Origin of the sequence: Nocardia araoensis NBRC 100135 (assembly GCF_000308435.1) — a bacterium.
Taxonomy (GTDB): domain Bacteria; phylum Actinomycetota; class Actinomycetes; order Mycobacteriales; family Mycobacteriaceae; genus Nocardia; species Nocardia araoensis.
The window spans coordinates 100,831-126,009 of record NZ_BAFR01000107.1 but is presented as its reverse complement, the minus strand read 5'-3'; the positions used below and the strand labels follow the sequence as shown (position 1 = coordinate 126,009).

The window sequence follows — 25,179 nt, the reverse complement described above, 5'->3', positions numbered from 1 at the left end:
ACGTCTCGAGTGTCGGCCGGTACCCGGAGTCCCAGCGACCGTTCGGTGTGGGGCGGCCCTCGCCGGGTGGTCCGCTCTACCGGACACACCGGCGATCGTCAGTGTCGCCGGTTCGCGGCGAGCGGTGCGCCAACCGTCAGGTCGGTTTCGACGCGGAGACGAAAGCCCTCCTCCCCCTGGAGCGTCCGCTCGCATCGGAAGTGACGACCTCACTGCCCCGGTACGGCGGCCGTCGCTGCCCGCTGCGGCGCACCCGCAGCCGGGCCCGCCGGCGGCCGACGCCGGTGTCGCAGAGGGGAAAGCCGACCGGCGCGACCTACCGCCAGATCAGTTTGAGCACCGCGGGTGTCAGCAGCATGCGGATGACGGTGGCATCCAGGATCAGGGCGGCGATCATGCCGTAGGCGATGTATTTCATCAGCACCAGATCCGAGAAGCCGAACGCCCCGGTGACCACGATGAGGATCGCGGCGGCGGAAGTGATCACCCCGCCGGTGTGGGCGATGCCGTAGCGGATGGCCTCGGGCGCGTCGGCGCCCGCGGCGCGCGCTTCCGACACCCGCGACAGCAGGAACACCTCGTAGTCGGTGGACAGCCCGAACACCACCGTCACGATCAGCGCCAGCACCGCGAACATCAGCGGTCCCGGCGTGAAGTGGAAGATCCCCGCGCCGTGGCCCTCGACGAACATCCAGGTCAGCACGCCCAAGGTGGACACGAGGCTCAGTGCGCTCATCACCACCGCTTTCAGCGCGAGCACCACCGAGCGGAACGCCGCGTACATCAGCGCCAGCGCCGCGGCGACCAGGATGGCCAGCAGCATCGGCAGGCCGTCGAGCAGGCCGTTGATGCTGTCGCGTTCCAAGGCGGGCACGCCGGCGACCATCACCCGCACGCCGGGTGGTTCGGGGATGGCGCGCAGCGCGGCGATCACCGCGTCGGCGTCGCGTTTGTCGGTCAGTCCGGCGGCGAGCACGTTGATGCCGTCCTTGGTAGGTGCGGCGGGTTCGAAGCGTCCGGTCAGGCCGGGGATCTGGTTGGCGGCGTAGCGGATGTCGCTCAATTGCCGCGGGTCGGCGCCGACGACGACCAGTTTCAACGGTTCGGTGCGGAAGCTGGGAAACAGGGTGTCGAAACGTTCCTGCGCGACCCGCGCCGGGTTGTCGTCGGACAGATAGCGTTCGCTCAGGCCGCCGAATTCGATGTGGCGCATCGGGATGCTCAGCGCGAGCAGGGCCAGCACGATCGGCACGGCCACCGCCACGGGGCGGCGCATCGCCCACAGGGCCAGGCGGGAGAAGAATCCGGCGTCGATCTGGGCCTCGGTCCTGCTGCGGGAGAACCGTTTCCAGCCCAGGAAGTCGATGCGGCGCCCGACGATGCTCAACGCCGCGGGCAGCGCGGTCACCGACAGCAGCGCCGCCAGCAGCACCGAGCTGATGCCGCCCAGCGGCACCGAGCGCAGCACCCCGTTGGGGAAGATGAACAGTGCCCCGAGGCTGACGGCGATGATGGCGGCGGAGAACAGCACGGTGCGCCCGGCGGTGGCGACGGTGCGGGCGGTGGCTTCTTCGACGGTGTGGCCCGCGGCGAGTTCCTCGCGGAAGCGGGTGACGGTGAACAGGCCGTAGTCGATCGCCAGGCCCAGGCTGACCAGGGTCATCACGGCGCTGGCGAAGACGTTGACGTCGAGGTGGTCGGTCAGTGCCCGCAGCACGCCCTGGGTGCCGAGGATCGTCATGCCGCCGATGAGTACCGGCAGCAGCGCGCCGATCACGCCGCCGAACACGAAATACAGCAGGATCGCCACCAGCGGCAGGGCGATCATCTCCGCGCGCTTGATGTCGCGTTGCATGCCGGTGTTGATGCCTTCGACGATCGGCTGCAGCCCGGCCAGTTGCACGGTGGTGCCGCCCGGGCCTGCGCCCGCGCGTCCGGCGCCGAGATGGTCTTCGATCGCGGCGTAGTTCTGGACCGTCGCGGTGCCCGAGCCGCGCAGGCCGACGCTGGCGAAGGCGTGGGTGTGGGTGGGGTCGGTGGCCTGGGCCGAGAACGGGCTGTCCCAGTAGCTGTCGATCTTCTGGATGCGGTCGGGGTAGGTGGCCAGCAATTCGGCCAGCTGCCGGGTGACCGGGCCGCGCACGGCCGGGTCGTCGACGGTGGCGCCGTCGGGTGCGGTGTAGAGCAGGATCAGGTCGCTGTCGGTGTCGCGGCCGAAGGTGCGGTCGGCGAGTTCGGCCGCGGCCACCGATTCGCTGCTCTCGTCGAACCAGCCCTCCTGGGTCAGCCGCCCGGCCAGGTCGCGGCCGTACCAGCCGGAGACCAGGACCAACAGCAGAAACGACGCCAGAACGAGGTAGCGGTTGCGGTGGACCCACCGCCCCCACGACAGTGATCCGGAACGGCGCATCGCGTCGCGGGTCAGCCGCAGGCCGGGGTGCGGTAGTCGGCCGAGCGCAGGATGCCGCACAGGTCGGTGCGCGAGATCTTCCACTTGCCGTCGATGAGCACGAAGTGCACGACGGTGGTGCGGACCGCGGTGCCGGTGCCGTCCTTGTCCAGCCGCATGGTGGCGGTCAGGGTGCCGTCGTGGTTGTCGAAGACCGGGTCGGTGACGCCGTAGACGGCGCGCGGGTTGTCCTGCAGCGCCTTGTACATGTCGGGGATGGCCTGGCGGAAGGATTCGCCGTCCTCGATGAGGGCGGTGCGTTCGCTGTCGGGCAGCGCCGGGTCCAGTGCCCGTTTGATCTGGGCGTCCAGATCGGCGGCCGTCGGCAGCGGCGGGTGCGCGGCGCTGGAGGACGCGGCGATCGAGGACGACAGCGACGCGTTCGCCGAGGAGCGGGCGGCATCGACGGCGGCCTCGTCGGTTCCGGTGTCGCACGCGGCGGCCGCCGCCGCCAGCAGCAGGCCCGCGGCGGCGAGCGCGGCGCGGGTGAGTGGTGTGTGGGTCATCACTTCCTACATACCTTCGATGACGGAGCTGATCCGTCCCAGCAGGGCACGCACGGTCGTGACGTCCCGTTCCGCGGCGGCGTCGATCGTCGCGGTGTCGGGGATCATATCCCGCACCAAGGCGGCGACACTGCGTTCGTCGTCGAGGTCGATGTCGGTGACCGTGGCTTCGGCGACGGCGAGCACGTCCTCCGGGCCGGGAACGGCCTCGCCCAGATCGCGGCGGTAGATCTCCAGGGTGAGGGTGGCGCGGATCGTGCGGAACGCGAAGGGGTGGCCGTCGGCGGTGGTGCCGAAGCCGTGCGCGTACGCGCCGACGGTGATGTCGTCGATGACGAATTCCGACGTGTGGTCGGCTTTCAACCCGGATCTCCCTGTATCGGACAGTGTGGTCTCCACCGTAGCTTCCGTCGCCGACATTCCGCTCGAGCCGCCACCCCGGTCGGTCGGTTGGTTGCGTCATCATGGTCAGATGGTGAGGTTGCGGAAGATTCGTCGGTAGAAGGAGTTCGGTGGATGCGCCCTCGCGGCTCGCTCGTCTCGGTGTTCGCGGGTGTGGCGGTGCTGGTGTTGCTGGCCGGCTGCTCCTCCGGTCCCGGCGGTCCCGATCTGCCGACCAGGGACCCGGCCACCCCCGCGGTGGCGCCCGCGGTGACGACGCCGCCGGTCGGGCGGGTGCTGCCCGCGGGTCCGCTGGCCGAGTTGCAGGCCGATTCCGGGGGCCGGTGGCTGGCCGGTCTGGACGCAGCGGTGCTCACCGTGTTCGACCCGGACGCCGCCGAGCCGGTGGTGCGCACGGTGACGTTGCCGGATCGCGCGAGCGGTCTCGCGCCGGGCAGGCCGGGTGAGATGCTGGCGGGCGCGCCGGGCCGGGTGCTGCGGGTGGACCTGGCCTCCGGGTCGGTGGCCGCGGTGGCCGTCGACGGCGAGGTGCGGTCGGTGCGCGCACGCCCCGACGGCGGGTTGCTGGTGGGCACCGCCGAGGGCCGGGTGCTGGAGCTGGCGCCCGACGGCGCGGTCACCGGCACGGTGTCCGGGCTGGTGTCCGCCGACGCGCTGGCCGAGGCCGCCGGCGAGCTGACCGTGCTGGACCGGCACCAGACCGCGATTTTCGAGCTCGACCCGGGCAAACAGCGTCCCGGATTGGCGTTGCGCGCCGGTGACGGGGCCACCGGGCTGATCGGCGACACGCGCGGCCGGTTCGTGGTCACCGACACCGCCGGCGGCGAACTGCTGGTCTACACCGCGGGACCGCTCGTGTTGCGGCAGCGTTTCCCGGTAGGATCTTCGCCTTACGCACTTGCCTACGATCAGCGGTCGGACACCGTGTGGGTGACGTGCACGCAGCGCAACGAGGTGGTCGGATTCGACCTGTCGACTGGTATACCGAAGGAAGTGGGCCGCTACGCCACCGTCCGGCAACCGAACGCGGTGGCCGTCGAGCAACGCACCGGTGATCTGTTCGTGGGGTCCGCGACCGGCGACGGTCTGCAACGGATCGGTGCGGACGATCGGAAGAGAGGGCACTGATGGCTCGGACACCACGCGCGGGCGAAGACTCCGCGGCAGCTACCGAACCGGCAGCACACCGGGGCCGCGGGCGCGCGCTGCCTGCGGGCTGGGAAACCACCAGCGACGACTACGAGTACGTTCCGTTGCGGCTGCCGCCGGATGTCACGCGGGTGACCGCGTCCATGCGGCTGGCGATCCAGGCGGAGTTCGGCGGCTGGGAGCTGTCGCGAGTGCGCGCCTACACCGACGGCAGCAGGCGGGTGCTGCTGCGGCGGCGAAAATCCGCACTACTACCCCAGCCCGAACCCGGAATGTGAGCCGATGTACGCCCTGCTACTCCGACTGATGTTCCTGGTCGCGCCGGAACGCATCCATCACGTCGTCTTCGCCGTCATGCGGTTCGCGGCGTGGTGCGCGCCGCTGCGCTGGGCGATGGGCAAGGTCCTGGTCACCCGCGATCCGATCCTGCGCACCGAGGCGTTCGGGGTCGAGTTCCCCGCGCCGCTGGGCCTGGCCGCCGGTTTCGACAAGAACGCCGACGGCGTCGATGCCTGGGCGCCGCTGGGGTTCGGTTTCGCCGAGATCGGCACGGTCACCGCGCAGGCGCAGCCGGGCAATCCCGCGCCGCGGCTGTTCCGGCTGCCCGCCGATCGCGCGCTGATCAATCGGATGGGTTTCAACAACCACGGCGCGGCCGCGGCCGCCGAACGGCTGCGCGCGCGCCGCGGCGGGGTGCCGATCGGCGCGAACATCGGCAAGACCAAGATCGTGGCACCCGAGGCCGCGGCCGCGGACTACGCCACCAGCGCCGCGCTGCTGGGGCCGCTGGCCGATTTCGTCGTGGTCAACGTCAGCTCCCCCAACACCCCGGGCCTGCGGGATCTGCAGGCGGTGGAGTCGCTGCGGCCGCTGCTGGCGGCGGTGCTGGACAGTGTGCGGGTGCCGGTGCTGGTGAAGATCGCGCCGGATCTGTCCGACGAGGACATCGACGCGGTCGCCGATCTGGCCGTGGAACTGGGGTTGGCGGGCATCGTGGCGACCAACACCACCATCCGCCGTGACGGTCTGCGCACCGACGCGGCGCAGGTCGCCGCCATGGGCGCGGGCGGGTTGTCCGGTCCGCCGGTCGCCGACCGTTCGCTCGAGGTGCTGCGGCGGCTCTACCGGCGGGTGGGTGATCGGCTGGTGCTGATCTCGGTCGGTGGCATCGAGACCGTCGACCAGGCATGGGAACGCGTTCTCGCCGGGGCGACGCTGTTGCAGGGCTACACCGGTTTCATCTACGGCGGCCCGTTCTGGATGCGCAGGATCCATCGCGGATTGGCGCAGCGGCTGCGGGCCGGGGGCTACCGCAGCATCGGTGACGCGGTCGGCGCGGAGCACAAGGCCCACGCCTGAATCAGGGATTCAGCGGTGTGCGAACGGCGGTTCGACAGTGCGGGCGCGCACTCGCCGCGACCGTGGTCGCCGCCCCGGCGGCGCGGGATCTCCCTTCGGCCGTAGTTCCTGACCCAGCCGGGCGGCCATTCGCTTGGCGAGCAGGATCACCGCGTGGTCGCGCAGGATGCCCAGTTGGTCGGCATAGGCCTCGACGCGGGCCTGGGTCATCCGGTCGTGCACGACGTGCGGGTCGCTGAGCAGTTCGTCCAGGGACATCCCGGCCAGTGCCTGGCCGCGGGTCAGCTGCCGGTCCGGTAGCCAGCTCAGCCGCCAGCTGTCGGTCGCGTCGGTGTCGCGGCAGGCCGATTCCGGGGTTATGTCACTGGTCATCGTCCATTCGGTGGTGTGGATGGTCATCGCGGTCTCCGGTGCGACGGGTGGAGTGAGGCCTGCTCCAGGATGCTGAGTTCGATGCTCACGAATGCCTCCTGTCGTGCATCCGCCGGTGCGGCGCGGTGGTTGTGCCGCATCGTGTGTTCCGCCGGTCCGGCGGGCGTGGTGGGGGTGTCCCGGCCGGAGAATTCCGCTGCCGGGCCGGGTGGTCCAGGGGGTTGCTCGCCGGTGTGCCGCGGTCGGGGCGGCCGCGACGCCGGGCGAGCCGGTTGCCGTCGCGTGCCGGTGCCGGCGTGCGGGGCCTGATCGGCGCGGTGGCGTGCGCCACGGCCGTGGTCGGGTTCAGGGGGCGGGGTGGGTAGCGGTGGCGGCGCCGAGGGGCCGGTTGCGCTACGGCGTGTGGTGGGCGCGCCGGTGCGCCGCGGTGCGGCGGGTGATGACCGGTGCGGTGCCACGGGATGTGTCCGGCGGCTCGTTCAGTCCCTCACCGGCTTGGGCACCAGCTCGGTATCGGATCCGGCGGGGCGGTGTCGCCGTCGCCGTCGCGGCTGCCGTATCTGAAGGATCACTCTCATCACCAGCCCTCCCGATGTGCCTGGTGGTGCGATGGGGGATCGCCACATTCAGTGTGGCATTTGCCGTTCCCCGCGCGCAATTGCCGTTGTAATTTGGTAATTGACAATTTGCCCGCTGGCTAAACCCGATTTGCGTGGCCAACGTGCGTGCGACGGCCCGGTGTCGCACCGATAGAGGAGGGTGGCATCGCCATGGTCCCGCAGGATTCGGGAATGGTTGCCGTTCGCAATATCCTCACCCGCTTGTGCAAACGCTCCGGGCTGAGCTCGGATCGCTTGCGCAGCACCGAAATCGACGTACTACCCCTGCTGGATCTGCTGGCCGTGCGGCAGTACGCGCGGCGTGCGGGCGTCGACCGGGAAGAGGCGGTGCTGCCGCTGGTGCGCGATCTGGCGCTGCGGTTGGATCCCACCGACCGGCTCGTCGTCGACGCGGAACTGGCGCTGGGGCTGTTGCGCGAAAACCCGCCCGCCGGAGTGGATCCCGGTCGGCTCTACGCGGCGGATCTGGGTGAGCGGCGCGAGTATCTCGCCGAGCGGTGGGCGCAGCTGCACGAAGCCGTTGGGGTGCAACCGGTTCCCGGCACGCTGACGGTGCGTTCGCTGCGCGGCGCGCCCGAGCGCCGGGCGTTCACCGAGCTGGCCGCGCGACTGGCCACGGCAACGGTGTTCGACGGCGCACACGTCGTCGACTTCGGTGCGTCCTCGCAAGACATTGCCTCCGAGACGGTTACCGCGGACGACCGCGGTGTGGTCACGGTGATCGGTGACGCGGTCATCGACCACATGTACGTCGTCGACCGCATCCCCGGCTCCGGCGCGACCGCGCGCGGCAGCTATCGGGAGCATCCCGGCGGCAAGGGCCTCACCCGCGCCGTCGCGGCGGCCCGGCTGGGACTGCGGGTTCGGCTGATCTCGGCGGTCGGTGACGACGACGCGGGCGATCGCATCCTGGAATACCTGCGCAGCGAACGCGTCGACACCGAACTGGTCAAGGTGGTGCCCTTCGCTCCGACACCGGTGACCGCGGTGGTCGTGGCCCGCACCGGCGCGGCCAGCACGATCGGCTGCAAGGACGAACGAATCCGCTTGAGCGCACAGGAATTACGCACCGACGCGATCCGCTCGGCGCTCGCCACCTCGGATGCGGTGCTGCTGACCTTCGAGCAGCCCACCGGCGTCATCGAGCAGATCATGGGGCAGCTGCGCGGACTGCCGGACCGGCCGCTGGTGGTGGTGCATCCGGCGCCGCGGCTGGACCGTCCCCAGTACCTGTATCAGCATCTCGCGGCGGTGGACTACCTCGTCGGCGGCGACCGGGACCTGCACGCGCTGGCGATGGCGGGCGAGGACGCCACACCCGGCGGCGAGCAGATCGCCACGCGGTTGCGCGCACTCGGCGTCGGAGCGGTCTGCGCGATCCAGGATTTCCGGTGCGAAGTGTGGTCGGACCAGGTCAGCGACCGTTTCCAGCCGTTCCCCACAGCGCTGGAGGACTCGGTGGGCGCTCACGCTGCCTTCTCCGCCGCGCTGGTATATCGTCTCGTTTCGACGCGCCGCCCCGCCGAACGCAACGACTACGTCTGGGCGACCGCCGCGATGGTGGCGACGCAATCGATCGGGGATGTCCCCGGGGCAATGCCACTGGTGAGTGAGGTCGAGCGAATTTACAAACTCGCTACGGAGGAGCATTGACCAACGCTGTGGATCCTGCCGACACCGAGCATCGGTTCCGTCGCAACGGGCAAGATCTGCGAGTTCGAGTGGTGGAGTTGGACGCCGACGGCGAGAAGGGGCACCTGTTGTTGTTCGGCGCGGTCGCCGACGGTTGCCTGGTGCGGGTGCACTCGCGCTGCCTGTACGGCGAGGCGCTGCGATCACAGGACTGCGACTGCGGGCCGGAACTGGACAAGGCGCTGGATCTCATCCAGGCCGCGGGCTCGGGGGTGCTGGTCTACCTCGAACAGGAGGGCCGCGGCGCGGGGCTGATCGCCAAGGCGCTGGGTTACCGGGAAAGCGAGCGCTCCGGCGCGGACACCTTCACCAGCTACGAAGCCCTCGGCTACCCCGCCGACGGGCGCACCTACGTGGCCACCGCACGCGCGCTGGCCGGCCTCGGACTGCGTTCGGTGCAGCTGTTGACCAACAATCCCGCCAAGGTGGAGGCTTTGCGGCAGGAAGGGTTGCGAGTCACCCCCGTGCCGTTGCGCACGCGGGCGCTGAGCGAACGCGCCCGCGAGTACCTGGAGGCCAAGCGCACCCGTCGCAAGCACTGGATCCCGACCGATTCCGCACCGTGGGCGTCGGACGAGCACGGCGGCGATCCCGGCGGCGAGTCGCGGGCCGTGGACCCGGTCGCGCTGGCGCCCGGTGAGAACGTCCGTCCGCGTCCCGGACCCGGCGCCGCGCCGGATCTGATCGGTGCCTGAAGGATTGTTGAAGTTTGCCCCACCCGGCTTCCCACATGTGGCTACCATGAGTGAGCCGTGCCACATGTGGCACGGCTCACTCGCGAGACCGGCAGCGCCTTCGTCGCGCCCTGTCGGGGATCCGAGTCCCGGATCGGGCGCCGGCGCAGGCCGGCGCCCGGTTCACGCCAGCGCTATCGGGAACAGGGATATGACGACAACAGAAATCGGATACGCGCATCGGTCGGGCAAAACGGTGTACACCGTTCCCGCCGCATTCCAGGAGACCGCGCGGCTGCGCCCCGACCAGATCGCCTTGCGCAAGGTGGGCGGCGCACAGCAGTACACCTGGCGCGAGTACGCCGAACGGGTGCGCTCGATCGCCGCGGGCCTGGCCGGGCTCGGCGTCGGCCACGGCGACACGGTCGGCATCATGCTCACCAACCGCCCCGAATTCAATCTCGTCGACACCGCCGCGCTGCACCTGGGCGCCACCCCGTTCTCCGTCTACAACACCAGCTCCTCCGAGCAGATCGCCCATCTGTTCACCAACGCGGGCAACAAAGTGGTGGTGACAGAGCAGGTCTTCCTCGACCGGATCACCGCCTCCGGTGTGCCGGTCGAGCACATCGTCATGGTCGACGGTCCCGCCGAGGGCGCCGTCACCCTGGAAGAGGTGGAGGCCGCGCCCGCCGCCGACTTCGATTTCGACGCCGCCTGGCAGGCTGTCGGGGCCGACGACCTGGCCACCTTGATCTACACCTCCGGCACCACCGGGCCGTCCAAGGGGGTGGAGATCACCCACCGCAACGTGCTCGCCCAGATCATCGTCCTGCTCAGCGGCCCGCTACAGGTCGGCCCGGACGATCGGGTGGTGTCCTACCTGCCGGCCGCGCACGTCGCCGACCGCATCTCCGCGCACGCGCTCAACCTGCTCACCGGCATCCAGATCACCACCGTGCCCGATCCGCGCGAAGTCGCCGCCGCCCTGCCCGACGCGCGCCCGACCACCTTCTTCGGCGTCCCGCGCGTCTGGCAGAAGATCAAGGCCGGTGTCGAGGGCAAACTCGCCGAAGAACCGAGCCCGGTGAAGAAGGCGCTGGCCAACTGGGCGATCGGCACCGGAATCGCGGCCGCCCGCGCCGATCTGGCGGGTCACGGCCGCGGTCCCCTGCTGAGCGCGCAGCACAAGATCGCCGAGACGCTGGTGCTGTCCAAGCTGCGCCATGCTCTGGGCCTGGATCAACTGAAGGTCGCCTCGTCCGGCGCCGCGCCCATCCCGCCGGAGACCCTGGAGTACTTCCTCGGCCTGGGCTTCACCGTCAGCGAGGTGTGGGGCATGTCGGAGACCACCGGCGTGGGCACCTACACCGAACTGGACAAGCCCCGGCCCGGTTCGGTCGGGCGCGCGGCCGACGGCGTGGAGCTACGACTGGACGCCGACGGCGAGGTGCTGGTGCGCGGCGCGATCGTCACCCGCGGCTATCGCAACATGCCCGACAAGACCGCCGAGGCCATCGACTCCGACGGCTGGCTGCACACCGGTGACATCGGCACCCTCGACGCCGACGGCTACCTGCGGATCGTGGACCGCAAGAAGGAACTGATCATCAACGAAGCGGGCAAGAACATCGCCCCCAGCAACATCGAGAACTCGGTGAAGGCCGCCTCCTCGCTGATCGGCCAGGTCGTCGCCATCGGCGACGCCAAGCCCTACATCGCCGCCCTCATCGTGCTCGACCCCGACGTCGCCGCGTTGCGCGCCAAGGAACTCGACGCCACCGGCGAGGACATCGCCGCCCTGGCCACACGTAAGCAGATCGTCGACGAGGTACTCGCCGCGGTCCAGTCGGGCAACGCCAAACTGTCGCGCGTGGAGCAGATCAAACGCTTCACCATCCTCGGCGCGGTCTGGGAGCCCGGCGGCGACGAACTGACCCCGAAGATGTCGCTCAAGCGCGCCCCCATCGCGGCCAAATACCACGCCGAGATCGAGTCGCTCTACGCCAAGGAACCCTCCGATCAGGTGATCGGCGTCAAATAGGTCCGTCGGAAAGCGCTGTGGCCCAGAGCTTCACGCCTGGGTCCACAGCGCGGGCCGGTCGGTCGCGCCTGTCGCCACGCGCGCCGCGATCACCGGCTCAGAACCGTAGTTCGCGCACGGTGTCGAGGTCGATGCCGTGCCGCGCGTAGATCTTGATCGTGTTCTCGCCGGTCAGATCGGCTTCGGTGTAACCGAGCAGTCCGGCGATCCGGATCACGTCGTCCTTGGTCGCGGCCTCGATCTCCAGGTACGGCGGAATTCGCGGCCAGGTATCGATCTCGAGCTGCGCGCCGTCGAGCGCGAAGCTGATGCGCTTGGTCTCCTGGTAGGACTTCGCGGCGAAGCCCAGCATCTCGAGCAGGGCGTTGGTGGTGGCGAAGTCGTCGACGCTCACCTCGACTTCATGGGTGCCGTCGATGGCGTCGCTGGTGATGTGCTTGACGGCGAGCGTGGTGCCCCTGCCGTTGTCGCGCAACCGGATCCACTTCGATGCATCGCCCGGGGCGATGTCGTAGACGTAGCGGCGCATGAAGTGCTCGCCGAGTTTCCGGCCGCCTTTGTCGATGATGTGCTGCGCGATGGCGTCGGGGTCGATGTCGAGGATCTTGGCTTCGTGCTCGATGGGCACTGCTGACTCCTGTTCGGATCGGCGGTCCACCGAACTTACCCGGCGCCGGGCGACCGGCCGCCGGTGCTGCCACGCAGTGTTCAGCCGACCTTGTGGACTCGCGTCGTTGCCGCTGTGAGGATTTCGCCCGAGGGGGTTTCGGCGCGCAGTTCGGCGACGGGGCTGCCGTCGAGGCCCATGAGTGTGGAGTGCGGCTCGTTGTCGGCGAAGGCGTGGCGTTCTCCCCACTGCCGCAACGCGACGATGGCGGTGAAGAGATCCTGCCCGGCTTCGGTGAGTTCGTAGACGTGCCGTTTGCCGCCGGGGGTCGGCGTGCTGGTGAGAACACCGTGGTCGACGAGCCGGCGCAGGCGGTCGGCGAGGATGTTCCTGGCGATCCCGAGGCGCTGCTGGAACTCGGTGAACGCGGCCGCGCCGTCCATGGCGTCGCGCACGATCAACAGGCTCCACCGATCACCCACCAGGTCGATCGTCCGAGCTACCGGGCAGGTGGGATCGGTCCACTCGCGGGCGGAACCGGGCATCGGCGGCATGCCACTCCTCGCTATTGGTTGCAATTCGAAACCATTATGCCTACTCTGCCATTGGTTTCATTTTGCTACCAATTGTGGAGGTGTGGTGTCGTCGGGAATCACCCGAGCGCAGCGATGGATCCTGGCACTGGTGTGCGCTGTGGCAGTGTCGACGATCTACGCGATCCAGCCGGTATTGGCAACGGTGGGGCGCGATCTGGGACTGGCGCCGGAGTCGCTGGGCCGGCTGGTAGCCGCCGGGCAGATCGGCTACTTCGCCGGTCTCGTCGTCTTGGTGCCGCTCGGGGACGTGGTCGACCGTCGCCGGCTCATCACCGCGCATCTCGCGCTCACCGCGGCGGGGGCCGCGCTGGCGGCCGCCGCACCCCACGGTGTCCTCGTGATGGCGGGACTGGCGATCGCAGGGTTGTTCGCGGTCGTGGTCCAGGTAACGGTCGCCTATGTCGCCGCGGTCTCCGAACCGCGCGCGCGGGGCCGCAATATCGGGGCCGTCACCTCGGGCGTGGTGATCGGCATCCTCGGTGTCCGCGTCGTGGCGGGCGCGCTGGGCGATACGGTCGGCTGGCGTGCGGTCTATGCGGTGCTCGCGACGCTGTGCGCGGTACTCGCCGTCACCGCCCGAGCGCGGCTCGCCCCGGACCGCAGGACGAGCGACACGCGATACCCGCGGGTGCTGGCATCGATGGGGCGGCTGGTGCGCACGGATCGACTGTTGCTGAGCCGTGGCCTGATCGCCTTGTTCCTGTTCGCGTCCTTCGGAACCCTCTGGAGCGGGCTCGCGCTGCCGCTCGGTGCCGAGCCCTGGAACCTGGGCACGACCGCGATCGGCCTGTTCGGTTTCGCCGGCCTGGCCGGAGCGCTCGGGGCCGTCCGCGCGGGACGATGGTCCGACACCGGTCACGCACAGGCGATCACCGGCTGGTCGCTGGCGCTGCTCACCGGCTCCTGGCTGCTCATCGCCCAGGCCCGATCGAGCCTGTGGCTGCTGGTGGCCGGCATCGTCGTGCTCGACTTCGCCATCCAAGCCGTGCACGTGAGCAGCCAACATCTGCTGACCACCGCGCATCCGAACCGCGCAGGCAGCGTCATCGGCGTCTACATGGCCTGTTACTCCCTCGGATCCGCCCTCGGGGCGATCACCACCACGTGGGCATACAGCTGCTGGGGATGGCAGGCTTCCTGCTGGGTCGGCGCCCTCTACGCCGTGACCGCGCTGGTCCTCTGGGGACTCGCCCGACTCGGCGGCACCGCACGCCCCGCCGACACGAACACCGACACCCAGCCCTGGGCCCCACAGCCCGCCCGGCCCGTCTGCGCCGCGCGTTCCCGGCCGGAGTGCCACACCGGATCGCCGGAGTATCCCTGACCAGCGGCAGACCTCCGAAATTGGGCGAATCGGACAGTGATCCGCCATGATTGGTCGGATTGATTCCGCTCGCGTCGACAGAGGAAAGTGCTCGATGAGGTTCATGGGTAAGGCCGCTGTCGCGGTCGCGGGTTTGACGGCCTGGTCGGCGATAGGCGCCGGCACGGCGAACGCGGCCGGTCTCCACGGCGCGATCGCGTTCAGTGTCGGGGACTGGAGCTACGGCACCAGCATCGATGCGGCCAGCCGCGAGGAGGCCGTCGAGGAGGCGCTGGCCGCGTGCGGCCTGGACGGCGTGTCCGACTGTGTCGTCCTCGTGGACTGGGCAGACGGCTGCGGCGCGCTCGTCTACAGCGACAACGCCGTGGGCAGCGGCGCGGGCCCCGATCCCGCCGCCGCGCTGTCCGGCGCCTACACCAGCCTCGCCCAGTACTACCCGCCCGCGATGCTGGCAAATGTCGGTTCCGCGGACAAGTCGGGGACGAAGATCAGCGAGGTGCTCTGCACCGCCGACGCGTACTGACCGGGTCGGCCTCGTCGCCGACCTGTCCGAACGCTGCCATGTAGACGGGCCGTCGGTCGTTCGGAAACCGGGCGGCCGACGCCATCGAGGTCGACACCGACGTCGAACTCGCCCCGCCCGAAACGGCTACCTTCGCGTTTGGAGGCGGGCGCGGTCACGCCGTGGGCGGCTGCACGTCGCGAGCGGGCGTTTCGCCGCATCGACGGAATGACGCATGAGAGTGCAAGCCGGGCGCAAGGGCCGTGCAATCCCCGCCCAGCACCCTCGTCACCATGACCAAATCGGTAACCATCATCGGCGCCGGACTCGGCGGACTCGCTCTGGCCCGCGTCTTGCACGTCCACGGCATCCCGGCCACGGTGTACGAGGCCGAACCGACCCCGACGGCACGCACGCAGGGCGGCATGCTCGACATCCACGACTACAACGGCCAACTCGCCCTCGCGGCGGCCGGACTGATGGAGGAATTCCGCGGCCTCGTCCTGGAGGGCCGCCAGGCGATGCGGGTGCTCGATCCGAACGGGACCGTCCTGCTCGACAAACCCGACGACGGCACCGGTGGACGCCCCGAGGTGCAGCGTGGCGAACTGCGACAACTGCTGCTCGACTCGCTGCCGGCAGGCACAGTCCGATGGGGTCACAAACTCAGCGGTGTTCGCGCTCTCGGCGCGGGCCGCCACGAGGTGACCTTCGCCGATGGCAGCACGGTCGTCACGAGCCTGCTGGTCGGCGCCGACGGCGCGTGGTCACGGGTCCGGCCGCTGCTGTCCACCGCCGTACCCGACTACACCGGCGAGTCGTTCGTCGAGACCTACCTGTTCGACGCCGACACCCGCCACCCCGCCGCCGCGGAAGCGGTCGGCGGCGGATCGATGACGGCGCCCTCGCCGGGCCGAGAGATCCACGCGCACCGGGAAAGGGGCGACACCTTGCACGCCTACGTGGTGCTCGCCAGGCCGTACGACTGGTTCGCCGCCATCGATTTCACCGACGCCGCCGCGGCCACCGCACGCATCGCGCAGGAGTTCGACGGCTGGGCGCCGCAACTCACCGCGCTGATCACCGACGCCGACATCCCGCCGGTCTGGCGCCCGCATTACACCCTGCCCGTCGGACACCGGTGGGATCGGGTGCCGGGGGTGACCCTGCTCGGCGACGCCGCTCACCTCATGCCCACCAACGGTGAAGGCGCCAACCTCGCCCTGCTCGACGGCGCCGAACTCGGCAACGCCCTCGCCGCGCACCGCGACGACATCGAGACCGCCCTCGCCGAATACGAGCAGGACATGTTCGCGCGCAGCACCGAGGTCGCCACCGAGACCGCCGAGCTGTTCGGAGACCACGACGGCACGGCCGAGGGCTTGGTCGCCGCGTTCACCGCACCCGAGCACACCCGCTGGGGACAGGCCGCCGCGCCGGGCGTCCAGCAGCGAGACGCGCGTTGACGGCCCATCCGGATACCCCACCGGCTACCGCAGCCGCGGCGCCCGCCGTGGACAAGCGCCGACTCGATCGCTGTCGCATCGCCGGAATGTCCATCGGAGAGCCTCGGCCGCGATCATGACGGCCCGGCCTTGCCGGGTGTCTCGTCGATGATGCGGCACGAAGCTGTCGCCGAGCGTGCTGCCCTCGTCGCGCGAGGCGCAGCACGCGCACGGCGCGCGGACGTTGCCGACTGTCACGGCTCCAGATACAACCGCTCGCACGGCAATCGCGGATACCCGTCCGTATCGCCCATCGAGACCTCTACCGCGTCGTGCCAGTGGCGGGCACGCCATTCCTGGACGAACAAGCACGCGGCGGTCACGCAGGCGACGAAGTCCATCCGGACGCCGTGCCAGAACACCGACAGATGGACATCCGGCTCGGACGGCAGCGGAGACCCACGGCGCTGGTCACCGTTCACCGCCGCGGCTCCGTTGCGGCGTACCGAGCATCGCGATCGCGGCGTGCGAGCCCACCTATTCCCTGGTGCGCCAACACGTTCCGCACACCGCATCTCTCACGCATACGCGATGCCCCGCTTTCGGCGGGCGATGCGTTCGGCCACACACCCACGGATAGCGGCCACAACCACGCTTCCCGAGGGACGAAATGCGGTGTGCGGCCGCGTGACCCACGCACGGAACGTGGTACCGCGATCGGCCGGACTCGGCAACGCAACGGTTCCGCCGGCGCGCACCAACGAGACGTTGAGCCGGAACATCTCCGCGAACAGTGAGATGTCATCGGGCAAGTCGGGCTGCGTCAGGTACGTCCACCGTTTCGATCGGGGATGCGACAAGATCGGCCCGATCGCGTGATGATGCCGCTGCATCCAGACCTTCACGTCCTGGCCCAGCGTGGCGGGCATGATCACCGCCCACGCCACCCCCATGCGTAGCACTATGCGCCCCACCTGAGGTGGATCGACCTCCGCGGGCAGATCGCACACCTGCCGGTAGTAGGCGCACCGCGCCAGCGGCGTGTTCCCGAAAGGTATCCGTCCCATCGAACCCCCTGCTCAAATGAATCGACCCTGAAAATGCGCCCGATCCGCGAACTGCGGAAACCGCTCGGAAACGGCGGGAGCCTGCGGCAGGACTCGCGCTGAGCTCCCCCTGACCGGACGCGTATTCAGCACACCCTTCGGAAGCGCGGCGAGTAAGGTCACAGCGGGTGTTGAAAGGTGGTGGATCGACCTCTTCCAGTGACGAAATGGCGGGTGTGATGAACAGTGCGAACATGCACCTTTCCGAGTGGCTGGCCCGTTCAGGTTGGAGTCGCAGCGAATTGGCGCGCCGCGTGCGCACGCTGGCGGTCGAATGGGGTGAACCCCAGATCAGGCCCGACGCGTCCAGCGTGCGGCGCTGGGTGGACGAGGGAGAACGCCCGCGCCCGCCGGTTCCGGCAATCCTCGCGGATCTGTTCTCGGCGCGCTTCGGATATCGCGTGACGACCTATGACCTCGGTCTGGGCGAGATGCCGACCGTTGACCGCGGCCTCGTCTACCACCCATCGTGGACACGGACACTGGAAGCGGTCGCAGATCTCGGGAGGGCAGACGTGGATCGCAGGAAGCTCCTTGCCGCAGCTCCGTTCGCCGCCGTCGCGGCGATCGGGCCGTCGCGCGACTGGCTGCTGAACACTCTCGATCAGCTACCGGATGAACGTCGGCGGGTACGGCTCGAGGACGTCACCGCCGTGAAGAACATGTTCGGCACATTCCAGGAAATGGACATCTTCCAGGGTGGTGGCTCGGGGCGGCTGGTGCTGGCGGCCTACATGAACGAACACGTGTACCCGCTGCTGCGGCGCACGCACACCGAGGACGTCCGCGTGGCGCTGTGCGGAGCCGCGGCCGAACAGACCTACCTGCTCGGGTGGATGGCGTTCGACAACGGGGAGCACGGCACGGCGCAGCGGTATCTGATCCAAGCGCTACGCTTGGCCGAAGAGTCGCGCGATCCCGCGCTCGGCGCGCACGTCCTCGCCGGACTGGCCGACCAAGCCACCTTGCTCGGGCATCCGCACGAAGGCCGGCGACTCGCCCAGGCGGGCCGCCAAGGCCTGGCGAAGGTGGATGCGCCCGCTTGCCTGGCGGACCTGTGGACCTTGGAGGCTCGCTCGCTCGCTGTCATCGGCGACAAGGCCGGCACCGCTCGCGCGATCAACGCCGCGGAAAAGGCGTTCGCTCGAGTCGAGCCCGACCGCGAACCCGAATGGGCGCTGTTCATCGACCAGGCATACATCTGCGGTGAGTGGGCGAACGCGTTTCGCGACCTCGGACAGCCGGATCAAGCCGCATCGCACGCCCGCCGATCGATCGCCTACGCACGTGCGCAGAACCGTGCACGGCGGGGTTCGCTCTCCCACGCCGCGCTCGCGGTCGCCCACCTGCAAAGGCGCGACCTCGAGGCCGCCCATGCCGCCGGTGTGCGGACGCTGGACCTCGCACGAAAGGTCAAGTCCTCGCGCTCCGTGGAAGCCGTGCGCGACATCCAGCGGCGCATGGTCGCCTTCGGTCCACATCCCTTGGTCGCGGACTTCGGCGAACGGACCCGGACATTGCTCGCGGCATGACTTCACAGCAGCGGGTCCGAAGCCGCCGATCCGAATCGACTACCCCAGTTGTTCCACGGCGAAGCCGACCAGCAGCACCGCGAATCCGCCGATCTCGCCGATGATCAACGCTGCGAGGACGAAACGCATCGACGGCGGTGGGTTGCGCATCTGGTTGTCGGTCTCGCGCTGTAGTCCGAGCCGAATGTAGTTCGCGATCGTCACCACGAACAGCAGGATGATCGCCCCGGCCGCGGTGGCGTTCACCGCGGTGGGCCAGCCGGACAGTTCGACGAACCACGCGATCAATCCGGTCGCGAACGAATACAGCAACGCGGCTCGGTGGGCGATGTCGACGTAGGGGTGGGCCAGGCCGTTCGGCGAAGTGGTCATCGCCTGCCACTTCCACACGCCGAGCACCAGCGCCCACAGGAAGATGAGCCCGGCTAAGAAGAGCACCCAGGCCGTTTCCGTGCGAATGATCAATTTCTTACCCTCATCAATCCCTCACGCGCCCACTTGGGCGGCTGTCCAGCGGCAGCGTAGCGCCTGCGAACGGCCAGGCCGCGACGAGAAACGAGTCAGCGCTGGAAATACCGACTGGTCGGATCAAGTGCCGGTCCGAGTTCGCCATACGGAACCAGATGGTCGCGATCCACCGTGCCCTGCCAGCCCCGCTCGGTCGCCACCAGGGCGTGGCCGCTCGCGGCGGGATCCCTCGGCCACGGCTCGCGCAGGTGGATCTGGATATCGTCCTGCAGAACCTGCACGAGCTCATTCGCGAACCCTTCGGCAGTCGTACTGCCCGGGTCGCTGGGATCGAGGGCTATGGTCGTGCCGACCTCCGGCACCGAAATGCTCACCCACGCCGTCGGGATCGGACGCCCCGCCAGCCCGTGGAAGCGGCGCCACTGTTCGGGGTACTCGGTGCCGACCCTTGCCGAGAAGCCGAGGGACCGTTCGATATCGGCAGCGAGCAGGCGCGCGCCTCGGACCGCTTCAGAGATGTCCATAGGGCGATTCTCGACGGCGCAGGCGATTCGCGCCCGCGAATTCCTTTGCATGAGCGCTGCCACCAGAAAGCACCGTGGCCCCGAGCGTTTCGCTCAGGGCCACGATCCGTGCGGCGGTTCCTACTTCTGCTCGTAGGTGGCGATCAGGGTCGCGCGGGCAAGGGTGTGGGAGAACAGGTTGAAGCCCAGGTAGGCGGGGCTGGCGGTCTCATCGATGCCCAGGCTCTCGACATCGACGGCGTGCACGACGATGAAGTAGCGGTGCGGGCCGTGCCCGGGCGGAGGGGCCGCGCCGACGAAGCCGTGGAAGCCGCCGTCGTTGCGCAGGGTGATCGAACCGGTCGGCATCGCGCCGCCCTCTTCGCCGCTGCCCGCGCCCGCGGGCAGGGAGGTCGCGCTCACGGGGATATCGGCGACGACCCAATGCCAGAAGCCGGAGGCGGTGGGGGCGTCGGGGTCGTACACCGTCACCGCGAAACTCTTGGTCTCCGCAGGGAAACCCGACCAGGACAGCTGCGGGGAGATATCCTGGCCACCCGCCCCGAAGATGCCGCTGACCTGCTCATTTTTGAACGGCTGTCCGTCGGTGACGTCGTCGGAGGTGAGCGTGAACGACGGCACCTGCGGAAGCGCGTCGTAGGGGTTGTAGGTCATGAAACCTCTCTTCCGGATCGGATCAGCTGTGCAGTAGGAAGTGTTCCAGCACGCGGGTGCCGAATTCGAGGGCCTCCACCGGCACCCGCTCGTCGACGCCGTGGAACAGGGCGGTGAAGTCCAGCTCCGGCGGCAGCTGCAACGGCGCGAAACCGAAGCAGCGAATACCCAAGCGGGCGAACGCCTTCGCATCCGTCCCGCCGGAGAGCATGTAGGGCACGGTGCGGCCGCGCGGGTCGTGGGCCAGCACGGCGTTGTTCATCGCTTCGACCAGATCGCCGTCGAAGGTCGTTTCGTAGGAGTCGAGCTTGGTGATCCACTCCCGTTCGACGTCGGGGCCGATCAGCTCGTCCACCTCCCGCTCGAACTCTGCCTGCCGTCCGGGAACCACACGGCAGTCCACCACCGCCTCGGCGGTCTGCGGGATCACGTTGGCCTTGTAACCGGCCTGCAGCATGGTGGGGTTCGCCGTGTCGCGCAGGGTCGCGCCGATGATGCGGGAGATGGTGCCCAACTTCGCCAGCTGGCCCTCGATGTCGGGACTCGCCGGATCGAACTCCAGACCCGTCTCCTCGGCAACGGCGGCGAGGAACGCGGCCACCGAATCCGACAGCACCAACGGGAAGGTGTGTTTGCCCAGACGGGCCACCGCGTCGGCGAGGATGGTGACGGCGTTGTCCTCGTGCAGGAACGAGCCGTGGCCCGCGCGGGCCTTGGCGCGCAACCGCATCCAGCCCAGCCCCTTCTCGGCGGTCTCCACCAGATACAGCCTGCGTTCGGTGCCGTCGGGCCGCGGCACGGTCAGCGAGAACCCGCCGACCTCCCCCACCGCCTCGGTGATGCCGTCGAACAGATCGGGGCGGTTGTCCACCAGCCACTGCGAACCCCACTTGCCGCCGTTCTCCTCGTCGGCGAGGAAGGCGAAGACCAGATCGCGCGGCGGCACCGTGCCCTCGAGCTTGAACTGGCGGGCCACCGCCAGTGCCATCCCGACCATGTCCTTCATGTCGATCGCGCCGCGGCCCCACACGTAGCCGTCGCGCACCGCACCGGAGAACGGGTGCACGCTCCAGTCCGAGGCCTCGGCGGGCACCACGTCCAGATGCCCGTGGATCATCAGCGCGCCGCGACTCGGGTCGGCTCCCTCCAGTCGCGCGAAGACGTTGCCGCGCCCGTCCGCGCCGGACTCGACGTACTCGGTGACATACCCCGCTTGATGCAGCTGATCGGCCACCCACTGCGCACACTCGCGCTCCCCCTTGGTGGTGGCCAGGTCGCCGGTGTTGGAGGTGTCGAAGCGGATCAGCGTGCTGACCAGCTCCACCACTTCCGACACCGCGCGGGAGTTTCTGTTCGGGTCGAATCCTTCGCCAGTTGCGGACACGCTCCCTTTCCTACCACCCGCACGGCAGGGCGAACGTGCCGACGGGGTGTCGCGGCGCGGCGATGCGGCCCGCACGGTGCGCGATCAGCCGTGACAGGGTTGTCATCAGGGTGATCGGAACTCTCACGCCGGGCCGGGTGGCCCGACCTGGTCGGGGAACACCACCCGCACGAAGGCCCAGAACCGGAACACCATACCCAGCACGGTGCCGATCAGCTGAGCGGCCACGAAATCGGCCATGTTCTGAGTGAAACGAGAAACCTCGGGCACTTCGAGATGCAACACATACCGCGACACCCACAGCGGCGCGGTGTTGATCGCGACGGCCAGGAAACTGACCAGATAGAACAGCGCGGCCTCGTGATGACCGCGCCGCCCGCCGCGTCCGTCGAACGACCACTGCTTGTTGAGCACATACGACAGCGTGATCGCCGCCAGCACCGCGACCACCTTCGCCGTGACCGGATGCGGCTCGAGCACGGTGCTCTTCAAGGTCAGGAACACCGCGGTGTCCAGCGTGAACGCCGCGACACCGACAGAAGCGAAACGGAATAGTTCTCGACGCCGTGCCTCGCCCCCCAGCGCGGACGTCACCCGAGCGAAAACGGGGCTTTCGGAAAACAGCACAGGTAAAGTCTCCGGCACATGTCCCGACCCCACAACAAGATCGGCAGATTCACCGCACCGCCTGTTGCGCGAGTGCACGGTCGGTGGATCGCGGGCAGGTGAGTAGCGTGAAAAAGACCAAGCGGCACGCCCGTTCTCGGCCGGACCGCGTCGGCGCGGAGCCGATCGCCGTGATCGGCATGAGCTGTCGCTTCGCCGGCGGCGCCGATTCTCCGGAAGCGTTGTGGCGGTTGCTGATCGAGGAGACCGACGCGATCGCCGACGAGCCGCCGCCCGGCCGCTGGTCCGGCGACCACCGCGGGCGCGATCGTGCCGCCGCGGGCAAGACGGTGTCGGTCGCGGGCGGGTATGTGGCGGACGTCGCCGGCTTCGATGCCGAATTCTTCGGAATCACCCCGCGCGAGGCCGCCGATATGGATCCACAGCAACGCCTGGCGCTCGAATTGGCCTGGGAGGCACTCGAGGACGCGGCGATCCGGCCCGACCGGGTTCCGCACACCGGCGTCTATTTCGCCAACAAATTCAACGATTACCGCGCCGTCAAACTCGCCAGGGGCGCCACCGCCATCACCCCGTTCACCAGTACCGGAGACGTCGAGGGCGTGATCGCCAACCGGGTGTCGTACTTCCTGGGTTTCGATGGGCCCAGCATGACCGTCAACGCCTCCTGCGCCGGATCGCTGGTCGCGGTACACCTGGCCTGCCAGGCATTGCGGGCGGGTGAGAGCGCGCTGGCCATCGCCGGTGGCGTGCAACTGAACCTGATACCGGAGACCACGATCGGGTTGTCCGCGCTGGGCGTGCTGTCCGCACGCGGTCGCTCGCACACCTTCGACGCCTCCGCCGATGGCTACGTGCGCGGCGAAGGCGGGGCGGTCGTCGTGCTCAAACCGCTGAGACAAGCACTGCGCGACGGCGACCGCGTGTACTGCACCCTGCTTGGCAGCGCCACCAACAACAACGGCAGGCACCGCTCCATGCCCGCCAGCAGCGCCGACGGTCAGCGGCAGCTGTTGCGGCGGGCCTGCGCGCGAGCGGGTGTGGACCCGTCGACGATCGATTACGTCGAGGCGCACGGCACCGGCACCGCCGTCGGTGACCGCGCCGAATTGTCCGCGCTGGCAGACGTCTACGGCACCGGCAGAGCCCCCGGCGCACCGCTGATCGTCGGCTCGATCAAAACCAACATCGGGCACACCGAAGCGGCCGCGGGCATGGCCGGACTGGTGAAGGTCGCGCTGGCCCTGTCGCATCGCCGGATACCGCGCAGCCTCCATTTCGACCATGCGCCTGCGGAGCTCGATCCCGCTGCAACAGGAGTGCGCGTGGCCGACACGGAGATGGCGTGGCCGCGGCACGACGGACCCGCCCGCGCCGCGGTGAGCGCGTTCGGTTTCGGCGGCTCGAACGCCCACGTCATCGCCGAAGCGGCGCCCCCACCCGATCCGGTCGTCGACAGCGGCGTCTCGGAGCGGCTGGTGGTGCTGTCCGCCCGCACCGAAGCCGCTCTGCGGGAGCACGCACGTCGGCTGCGTGAGCATCTCGTGCGCGACCCCGACATCCGTCTGGGCGACCTCGCGCACACACTGGCCACGAGAACCGCCTTCCAGCATCGGATTTCGACAGTGGCCGACGAGGTGGACAAGGTCGTCGAATTCCTCGACGCCTACCTCGACGGGGCTGCGACGGACGTGGACAGAGACGAGAACGCGGTACTGGGCCTCGTGTTGTCCGCGGCCCTGCGTCCCGGCACGGTGGATCACCGCGACCTGCTGCACGCAGCGGGCACGCTGTTCGAGCGTGGCGTCGAGCCCGACTGGGCCGTGGTGAACCCGCCCGGCCGCCCGGTATCCCTTCCCACCTATCCTTTCCAGCGCGAACGGCACTGGGCGGACCCGCAGCCCCCAGGCTCGCAGGCAGTGCCGGTCGTATCGTCGGAGACGGCAATCGAAGCTGTCGAGTCATTCGCGACCGTACGGCACTCGGTGGCGATCGCGTCGTCTGCCGGGTCCAGCGAGCCTCGGCGTTCCGACGCACCCGGTGTCGCGGCGCTCGCGGCCCTGGTCACCACCGAACTCGCCGAAGTCGTCGGCATCGCGCCCGACCGTGTGGCCGCCCGGCAGAACTTCGAACAGCTCGGGATCGGCTCGGTGCACGCCGTGGAGCTGTCGGCCCGCCTCGGCGCCCGACTCGGTATCGACGTCCCCGCCGCCGTCATCTGGGGCTGCCCCACCGTCGAGTTGCTGGCCGCGGAACTCGACATCCGCCTCACTCCCGCGTACTCGGAGGGTGTTCCACCGTCCACACCTGCGTCGGCGGCGGATCCACGACCGACGGTGGTGGAGGAAGCCCTGTCGACCGCTGAACTGCTGGCATTGAGCCGGCAATTGCTCGGCTGAGCCGCAACCGCGAGCGAGACGGCACTCGAGAGGACCGAGTGCGCGTGTCCGCCGCCTATGGAACTGACGTTTCTCGCGCGCGTAGTGTCGCGTCGATGGCCTGCCGGATCACCGAACTCGTCATCGACTGCGCCGACCCGCAACGGCTGGCGGACTTCTGGTGCGAAGTCCTCGGTTATGTCGAACTCGGCTGGGAAGGCGACGCTTCGGAGATCGGTCCACCCGGAACCGGCTTCGGCGGGCCGCAGCCCACAGTGGCACGTATTGGCCGACCCGGAGGGGAACGAATTCTGCCTGCTGCGCCGCCGGGTCGAGCCGTTGGAATGATCGGCAGCATTCGCGAGCAGCCGGGCACACCGTGCTGGGGCGGATCTTCTCAGGCGGACTCCGAGTAGGATTCATCCTCGAGAAACGAGGACACCGCTGCATGGTGGCTGCTGAGGGTCTCCAGGTCGGATTCGATGCGCTGCAGAGTTGTTTGCATGGCTGCGACGATGTCGGGGCACAGTTCGAGTTGTGGGCGCGGGCCGCTGGCACAGGGCAGCAGTTGCGCGACGGTTTGCGAGTTGAATCCGGCGTCGAGCAGTGCCCGGATCTGGCGGACTCGCATCAGACATGCCTCGTTGTAGTCCCGGTAGCCGTTGTCGGTCCGTTCGGACGCGAGCAGTCCTTGCTCCTCGTAATAGCGCAATGCGCGCGTCGTCGTGCCCGTGCGGCGGGCGAGTTCACCGATCCGCATGCCGT

The 25,179-nt window shown here is 69.1% G+C and carries 25 protein-coding genes and 1 pseudogene; 12 read left to right on the top strand and 14 right to left on the bottom strand.

Going from position 1 to position 25,179, the window contains the following annotated elements:
* Positions 1-316: 316 nt before the first annotated feature.
* From ON21_RS13655 to ON21_RS13645, 3 genes are read right to left on the bottom strand one after another with little or no spacing between them, the layout of a single operon-like run.
* Positions 317-2,470, bottom strand: coding sequence for an MMPL family transporter (locus tag ON21_RS13655; RefSeq protein ID WP_245562593.1), 2,154 nt, complete (start codon positions 2,468-2,470; stop codon positions 317-319).
* A complete protein-coding gene (locus ON21_RS13650) occupies positions 2,422-2,955 on the bottom strand; it encodes a WKL family lipoprotein (RefSeq protein WP_039798209.1) in 534 nt (177 codons plus the stop codon). Before ON21_RS13650 ends, ON21_RS13655 begins: the two co-directional genes overlap by 49 nt.
* A gap of 6 nt (positions 2,956-2,961) precedes the next feature.
* Positions 2,962-3,318, bottom strand: a complete 357-nt coding sequence (locus tag ON21_RS13645) for a hypothetical protein (protein ID WP_039798208.1) — start codon at positions 3,316-3,318, stop codon at positions 2,962-2,964.
* Between the two features lie 153 nt (positions 3,319-3,471).
* Between ON21_RS13645 and ON21_RS13640 the strand changes: the two genes are divergently transcribed.
* From ON21_RS13640 to ON21_RS13630, 3 genes are read left to right on the top strand one after another with little or no spacing between them, the layout of a single operon-like run.
* Positions 3,472-4,485: a YncE family protein gene (locus ON21_RS13640; protein WP_039798207.1), complete on the top strand. Its 1,014-nt coding sequence runs from the start codon at positions 3,472-3,474 to the stop codon at positions 4,483-4,485.
* Positions 4,485-4,784 carry a DUF5703 family protein gene (locus ON21_RS13635; protein ID WP_245562592.1) on the top strand — a complete coding sequence of 100 codons (300 nt, stop codon included), beginning with the start codon at positions 4,485-4,487 and terminating at the stop codon, positions 4,782-4,784. Before ON21_RS13640 ends, ON21_RS13635 begins: the two co-directional genes overlap by 1 nt.
* A gap of 4 nt (positions 4,785-4,788) precedes the next feature.
* Positions 4,789-5,865 carry a quinone-dependent dihydroorotate dehydrogenase gene (locus tag ON21_RS13630; RefSeq protein WP_039798206.1) on the top strand — a complete coding sequence of 359 codons (1,077 nt, stop codon included), beginning with the start codon at positions 4,789-4,791 and terminating at the stop codon, positions 5,863-5,865.
* A 9-nt stretch (positions 5,866-5,874) separates the two neighbouring features.
* On the opposite strand, the gene ON21_RS13625 is transcribed toward ON21_RS13630, so the two are convergent.
* Positions 5,875-6,264, bottom strand: a complete 390-nt coding sequence (locus tag ON21_RS13625) for a hypothetical protein (protein WP_039798204.1) — start codon at positions 6,262-6,264, stop codon at positions 5,875-5,877.
* Positions 6,265-7,028: 764 nt separating this feature from the next.
* Between ON21_RS13625 and ON21_RS13620 the strand changes: the two genes are divergently transcribed.
* The 3 genes from ON21_RS13620 to ON21_RS13610 all read left to right on the top strand — a co-directional run bounded on the left by ON21_RS13620 (position 7,029) and on the right by ON21_RS13610 (position 11,267).
* Entirely contained in the window at positions 7,029-8,510 is a 1,482-nt protein-coding gene (locus tag ON21_RS13620) for a carbohydrate kinase family protein (RefSeq protein WP_245562591.1), read from the top strand.
* Positions 8,507-9,244, top strand: a complete 738-nt coding sequence (locus ON21_RS13615) for a GTP cyclohydrolase II (protein WP_063821066.1) — start codon at positions 8,507-8,509, stop codon at positions 9,242-9,244. The genes ON21_RS13620 and ON21_RS13615 overlap by 4 nt, the downstream gene beginning before the upstream one ends.
* Positions 9,245-9,434: 190 nt before the next feature.
* A complete protein-coding gene (locus ON21_RS13610; RefSeq protein WP_039798202.1) occupies positions 9,435-11,267 on the top strand; it encodes an AMP-dependent synthetase/ligase in 1,833 nt (610 codons plus the stop codon).
* 97 nt (positions 11,268-11,364) lie between these two features.
* On the opposite strand, the gene ON21_RS13605 is transcribed toward ON21_RS13610, so the two are convergent.
* Both ON21_RS13605 and ON21_RS13600 read right to left on the bottom strand, forming a co-directional pair.
* Positions 11,365-11,895 (bottom strand): class IV adenylate cyclase, encoded by a 531-nt coding sequence (locus tag ON21_RS13605; RefSeq protein WP_039798201.1) that lies wholly within the window; start codon positions 11,893-11,895, stop codon positions 11,365-11,367.
* Positions 11,896-11,975: 80 nt separating this feature from the next.
* The gene (locus tag ON21_RS13600; protein ID WP_039798200.1) at positions 11,976-12,428 is read right to left on the bottom strand and encodes a winged helix-turn-helix transcriptional regulator; all 453 of its coding nucleotides are present in this window, start codon (positions 12,426-12,428) and stop codon (positions 11,976-11,978) included.
* Positions 12,429-12,567: 139 nt separating this feature from the next.
* Here ON21_RS13600 and ON21_RS13595 point away from each other — a divergent pair, with 139 nt between their 5' ends.
* The 3 genes from ON21_RS13595 (at position 12,568) to ON21_RS13585 (ending at position 15,762) form a co-directional block, all read left to right on the top strand.
* The gene (locus ON21_RS13595) at positions 12,568-13,794 is read left to right on the top strand and encodes an MFS transporter (RefSeq protein ID WP_245562590.1); all 1,227 of its coding nucleotides are present in this window, start codon (positions 12,568-12,570) and stop codon (positions 13,792-13,794) included.
* Positions 13,795-13,888: 94 nt separating this feature from the next.
* Entirely contained in the window at positions 13,889-14,317 is a 429-nt protein-coding gene (locus tag ON21_RS13590; protein WP_039798199.1) for a DUF4189 domain-containing protein, read from the top strand.
* Between the two features lie 272 nt (positions 14,318-14,589).
* Entirely contained in the window at positions 14,590-15,762 is a 1,173-nt protein-coding gene (locus ON21_RS13585; RefSeq protein WP_039798198.1) for an FAD-dependent oxidoreductase, read from the top strand.
* A gap of 233 nt (positions 15,763-15,995) precedes the next feature.
* On the opposite strand, the gene ON21_RS13580 is transcribed toward ON21_RS13585, so the two are convergent.
* On the bottom strand, positions 15,996-16,223 hold the full coding sequence (locus ON21_RS13580) for a hypothetical protein (RefSeq protein ID WP_039798197.1): 228 nt from the start codon (positions 16,221-16,223) through the stop codon (positions 15,996-15,998).
* Positions 16,224-16,319: 96 nt separating this feature from the next.
* Positions 16,320-16,808: a hypothetical protein gene (locus ON21_RS13575; protein WP_051020768.1), complete on the bottom strand. Its 489-nt coding sequence runs from the start codon at positions 16,806-16,808 to the stop codon at positions 16,320-16,322.
* A gap of 233 nt (positions 16,809-17,041) precedes the next feature.
* Here ON21_RS13575 and ON21_RS13570 point away from each other — a divergent pair, with 233 nt between their 5' ends.
* Positions 17,042-18,379: an NsdA family TPR-like regulatory protein gene (locus ON21_RS13570; protein WP_218004080.1), complete on the top strand. Its 1,338-nt coding sequence runs from the start codon at positions 17,042-17,044 to the stop codon at positions 18,377-18,379.
* 39 nt (positions 18,380-18,418) lie between these two features.
* Here the strand turns inward: ON21_RS13570 and ON21_RS13565 are convergent, their stop codons facing one another.
* From ON21_RS13565 to ON21_RS13545, 5 genes are all read right to left on the bottom strand, one after another.
* A complete protein-coding gene (locus ON21_RS13565; RefSeq protein ID WP_039798281.1) occupies positions 18,419-18,838 on the bottom strand; it encodes a hypothetical protein in 420 nt (139 codons plus the stop codon).
* 101 nt (positions 18,839-18,939) lie between these two features.
* Complete coding sequence (locus tag ON21_RS13560; RefSeq protein WP_157170832.1) at positions 18,940-19,434, bottom strand: hypothetical protein; 495 nt, start codon at positions 19,432-19,434, stop codon at positions 18,940-18,942.
* Positions 19,435-19,491: 57 nt separating this feature from the next.
* Entirely contained in the window at positions 19,492-20,025 is a 534-nt protein-coding gene (locus ON21_RS13555; RefSeq protein ID WP_039798195.1) for a YbhB/YbcL family Raf kinase inhibitor-like protein, read from the bottom strand.
* Positions 20,026-20,047: 22 nt separating this feature from the next.
* A complete protein-coding gene (locus ON21_RS13550; protein WP_174372164.1) occupies positions 20,048-21,409 on the bottom strand; it encodes a M20/M25/M40 family metallo-hydrolase in 1,362 nt (453 codons plus the stop codon).
* A 123-nt stretch (positions 21,410-21,532) separates the two neighbouring features.
* Positions 21,533-22,036 carry a GtrA family protein gene (locus ON21_RS13545; protein WP_218004079.1) on the bottom strand — a complete coding sequence of 168 codons (504 nt, stop codon included), beginning with the start codon at positions 22,034-22,036 and terminating at the stop codon, positions 21,533-21,535.
* Positions 22,037-22,143: 107 nt separating this feature from the next.
* Here ON21_RS13545 and ON21_RS35830 point away from each other — a divergent pair, with 107 nt between their 5' ends.
* Positions 22,144-24,435, top strand: a complete 2,292-nt coding sequence (locus ON21_RS35830; protein ID WP_051020767.1) for a beta-ketoacyl synthase N-terminal-like domain-containing protein — start codon at positions 22,144-22,146, stop codon at positions 24,433-24,435.
* 95 nt (positions 24,436-24,530) lie between these two features.
* Positions 24,531-24,762 (top strand): annotated as a pseudogene (locus tag ON21_RS37100) (VOC family protein).
* A 49-nt stretch (positions 24,763-24,811) separates the two neighbouring features.
* Here the strand turns inward: ON21_RS37100 and ON21_RS13535 are convergent.
* Entirely contained in the window at positions 24,812-25,174 is a 363-nt protein-coding gene (locus tag ON21_RS13535; protein ID WP_039798192.1) for a MerR family transcriptional regulator, read from the bottom strand.
* Positions 25,175-25,179: the final 5 nt, after the last annotated feature.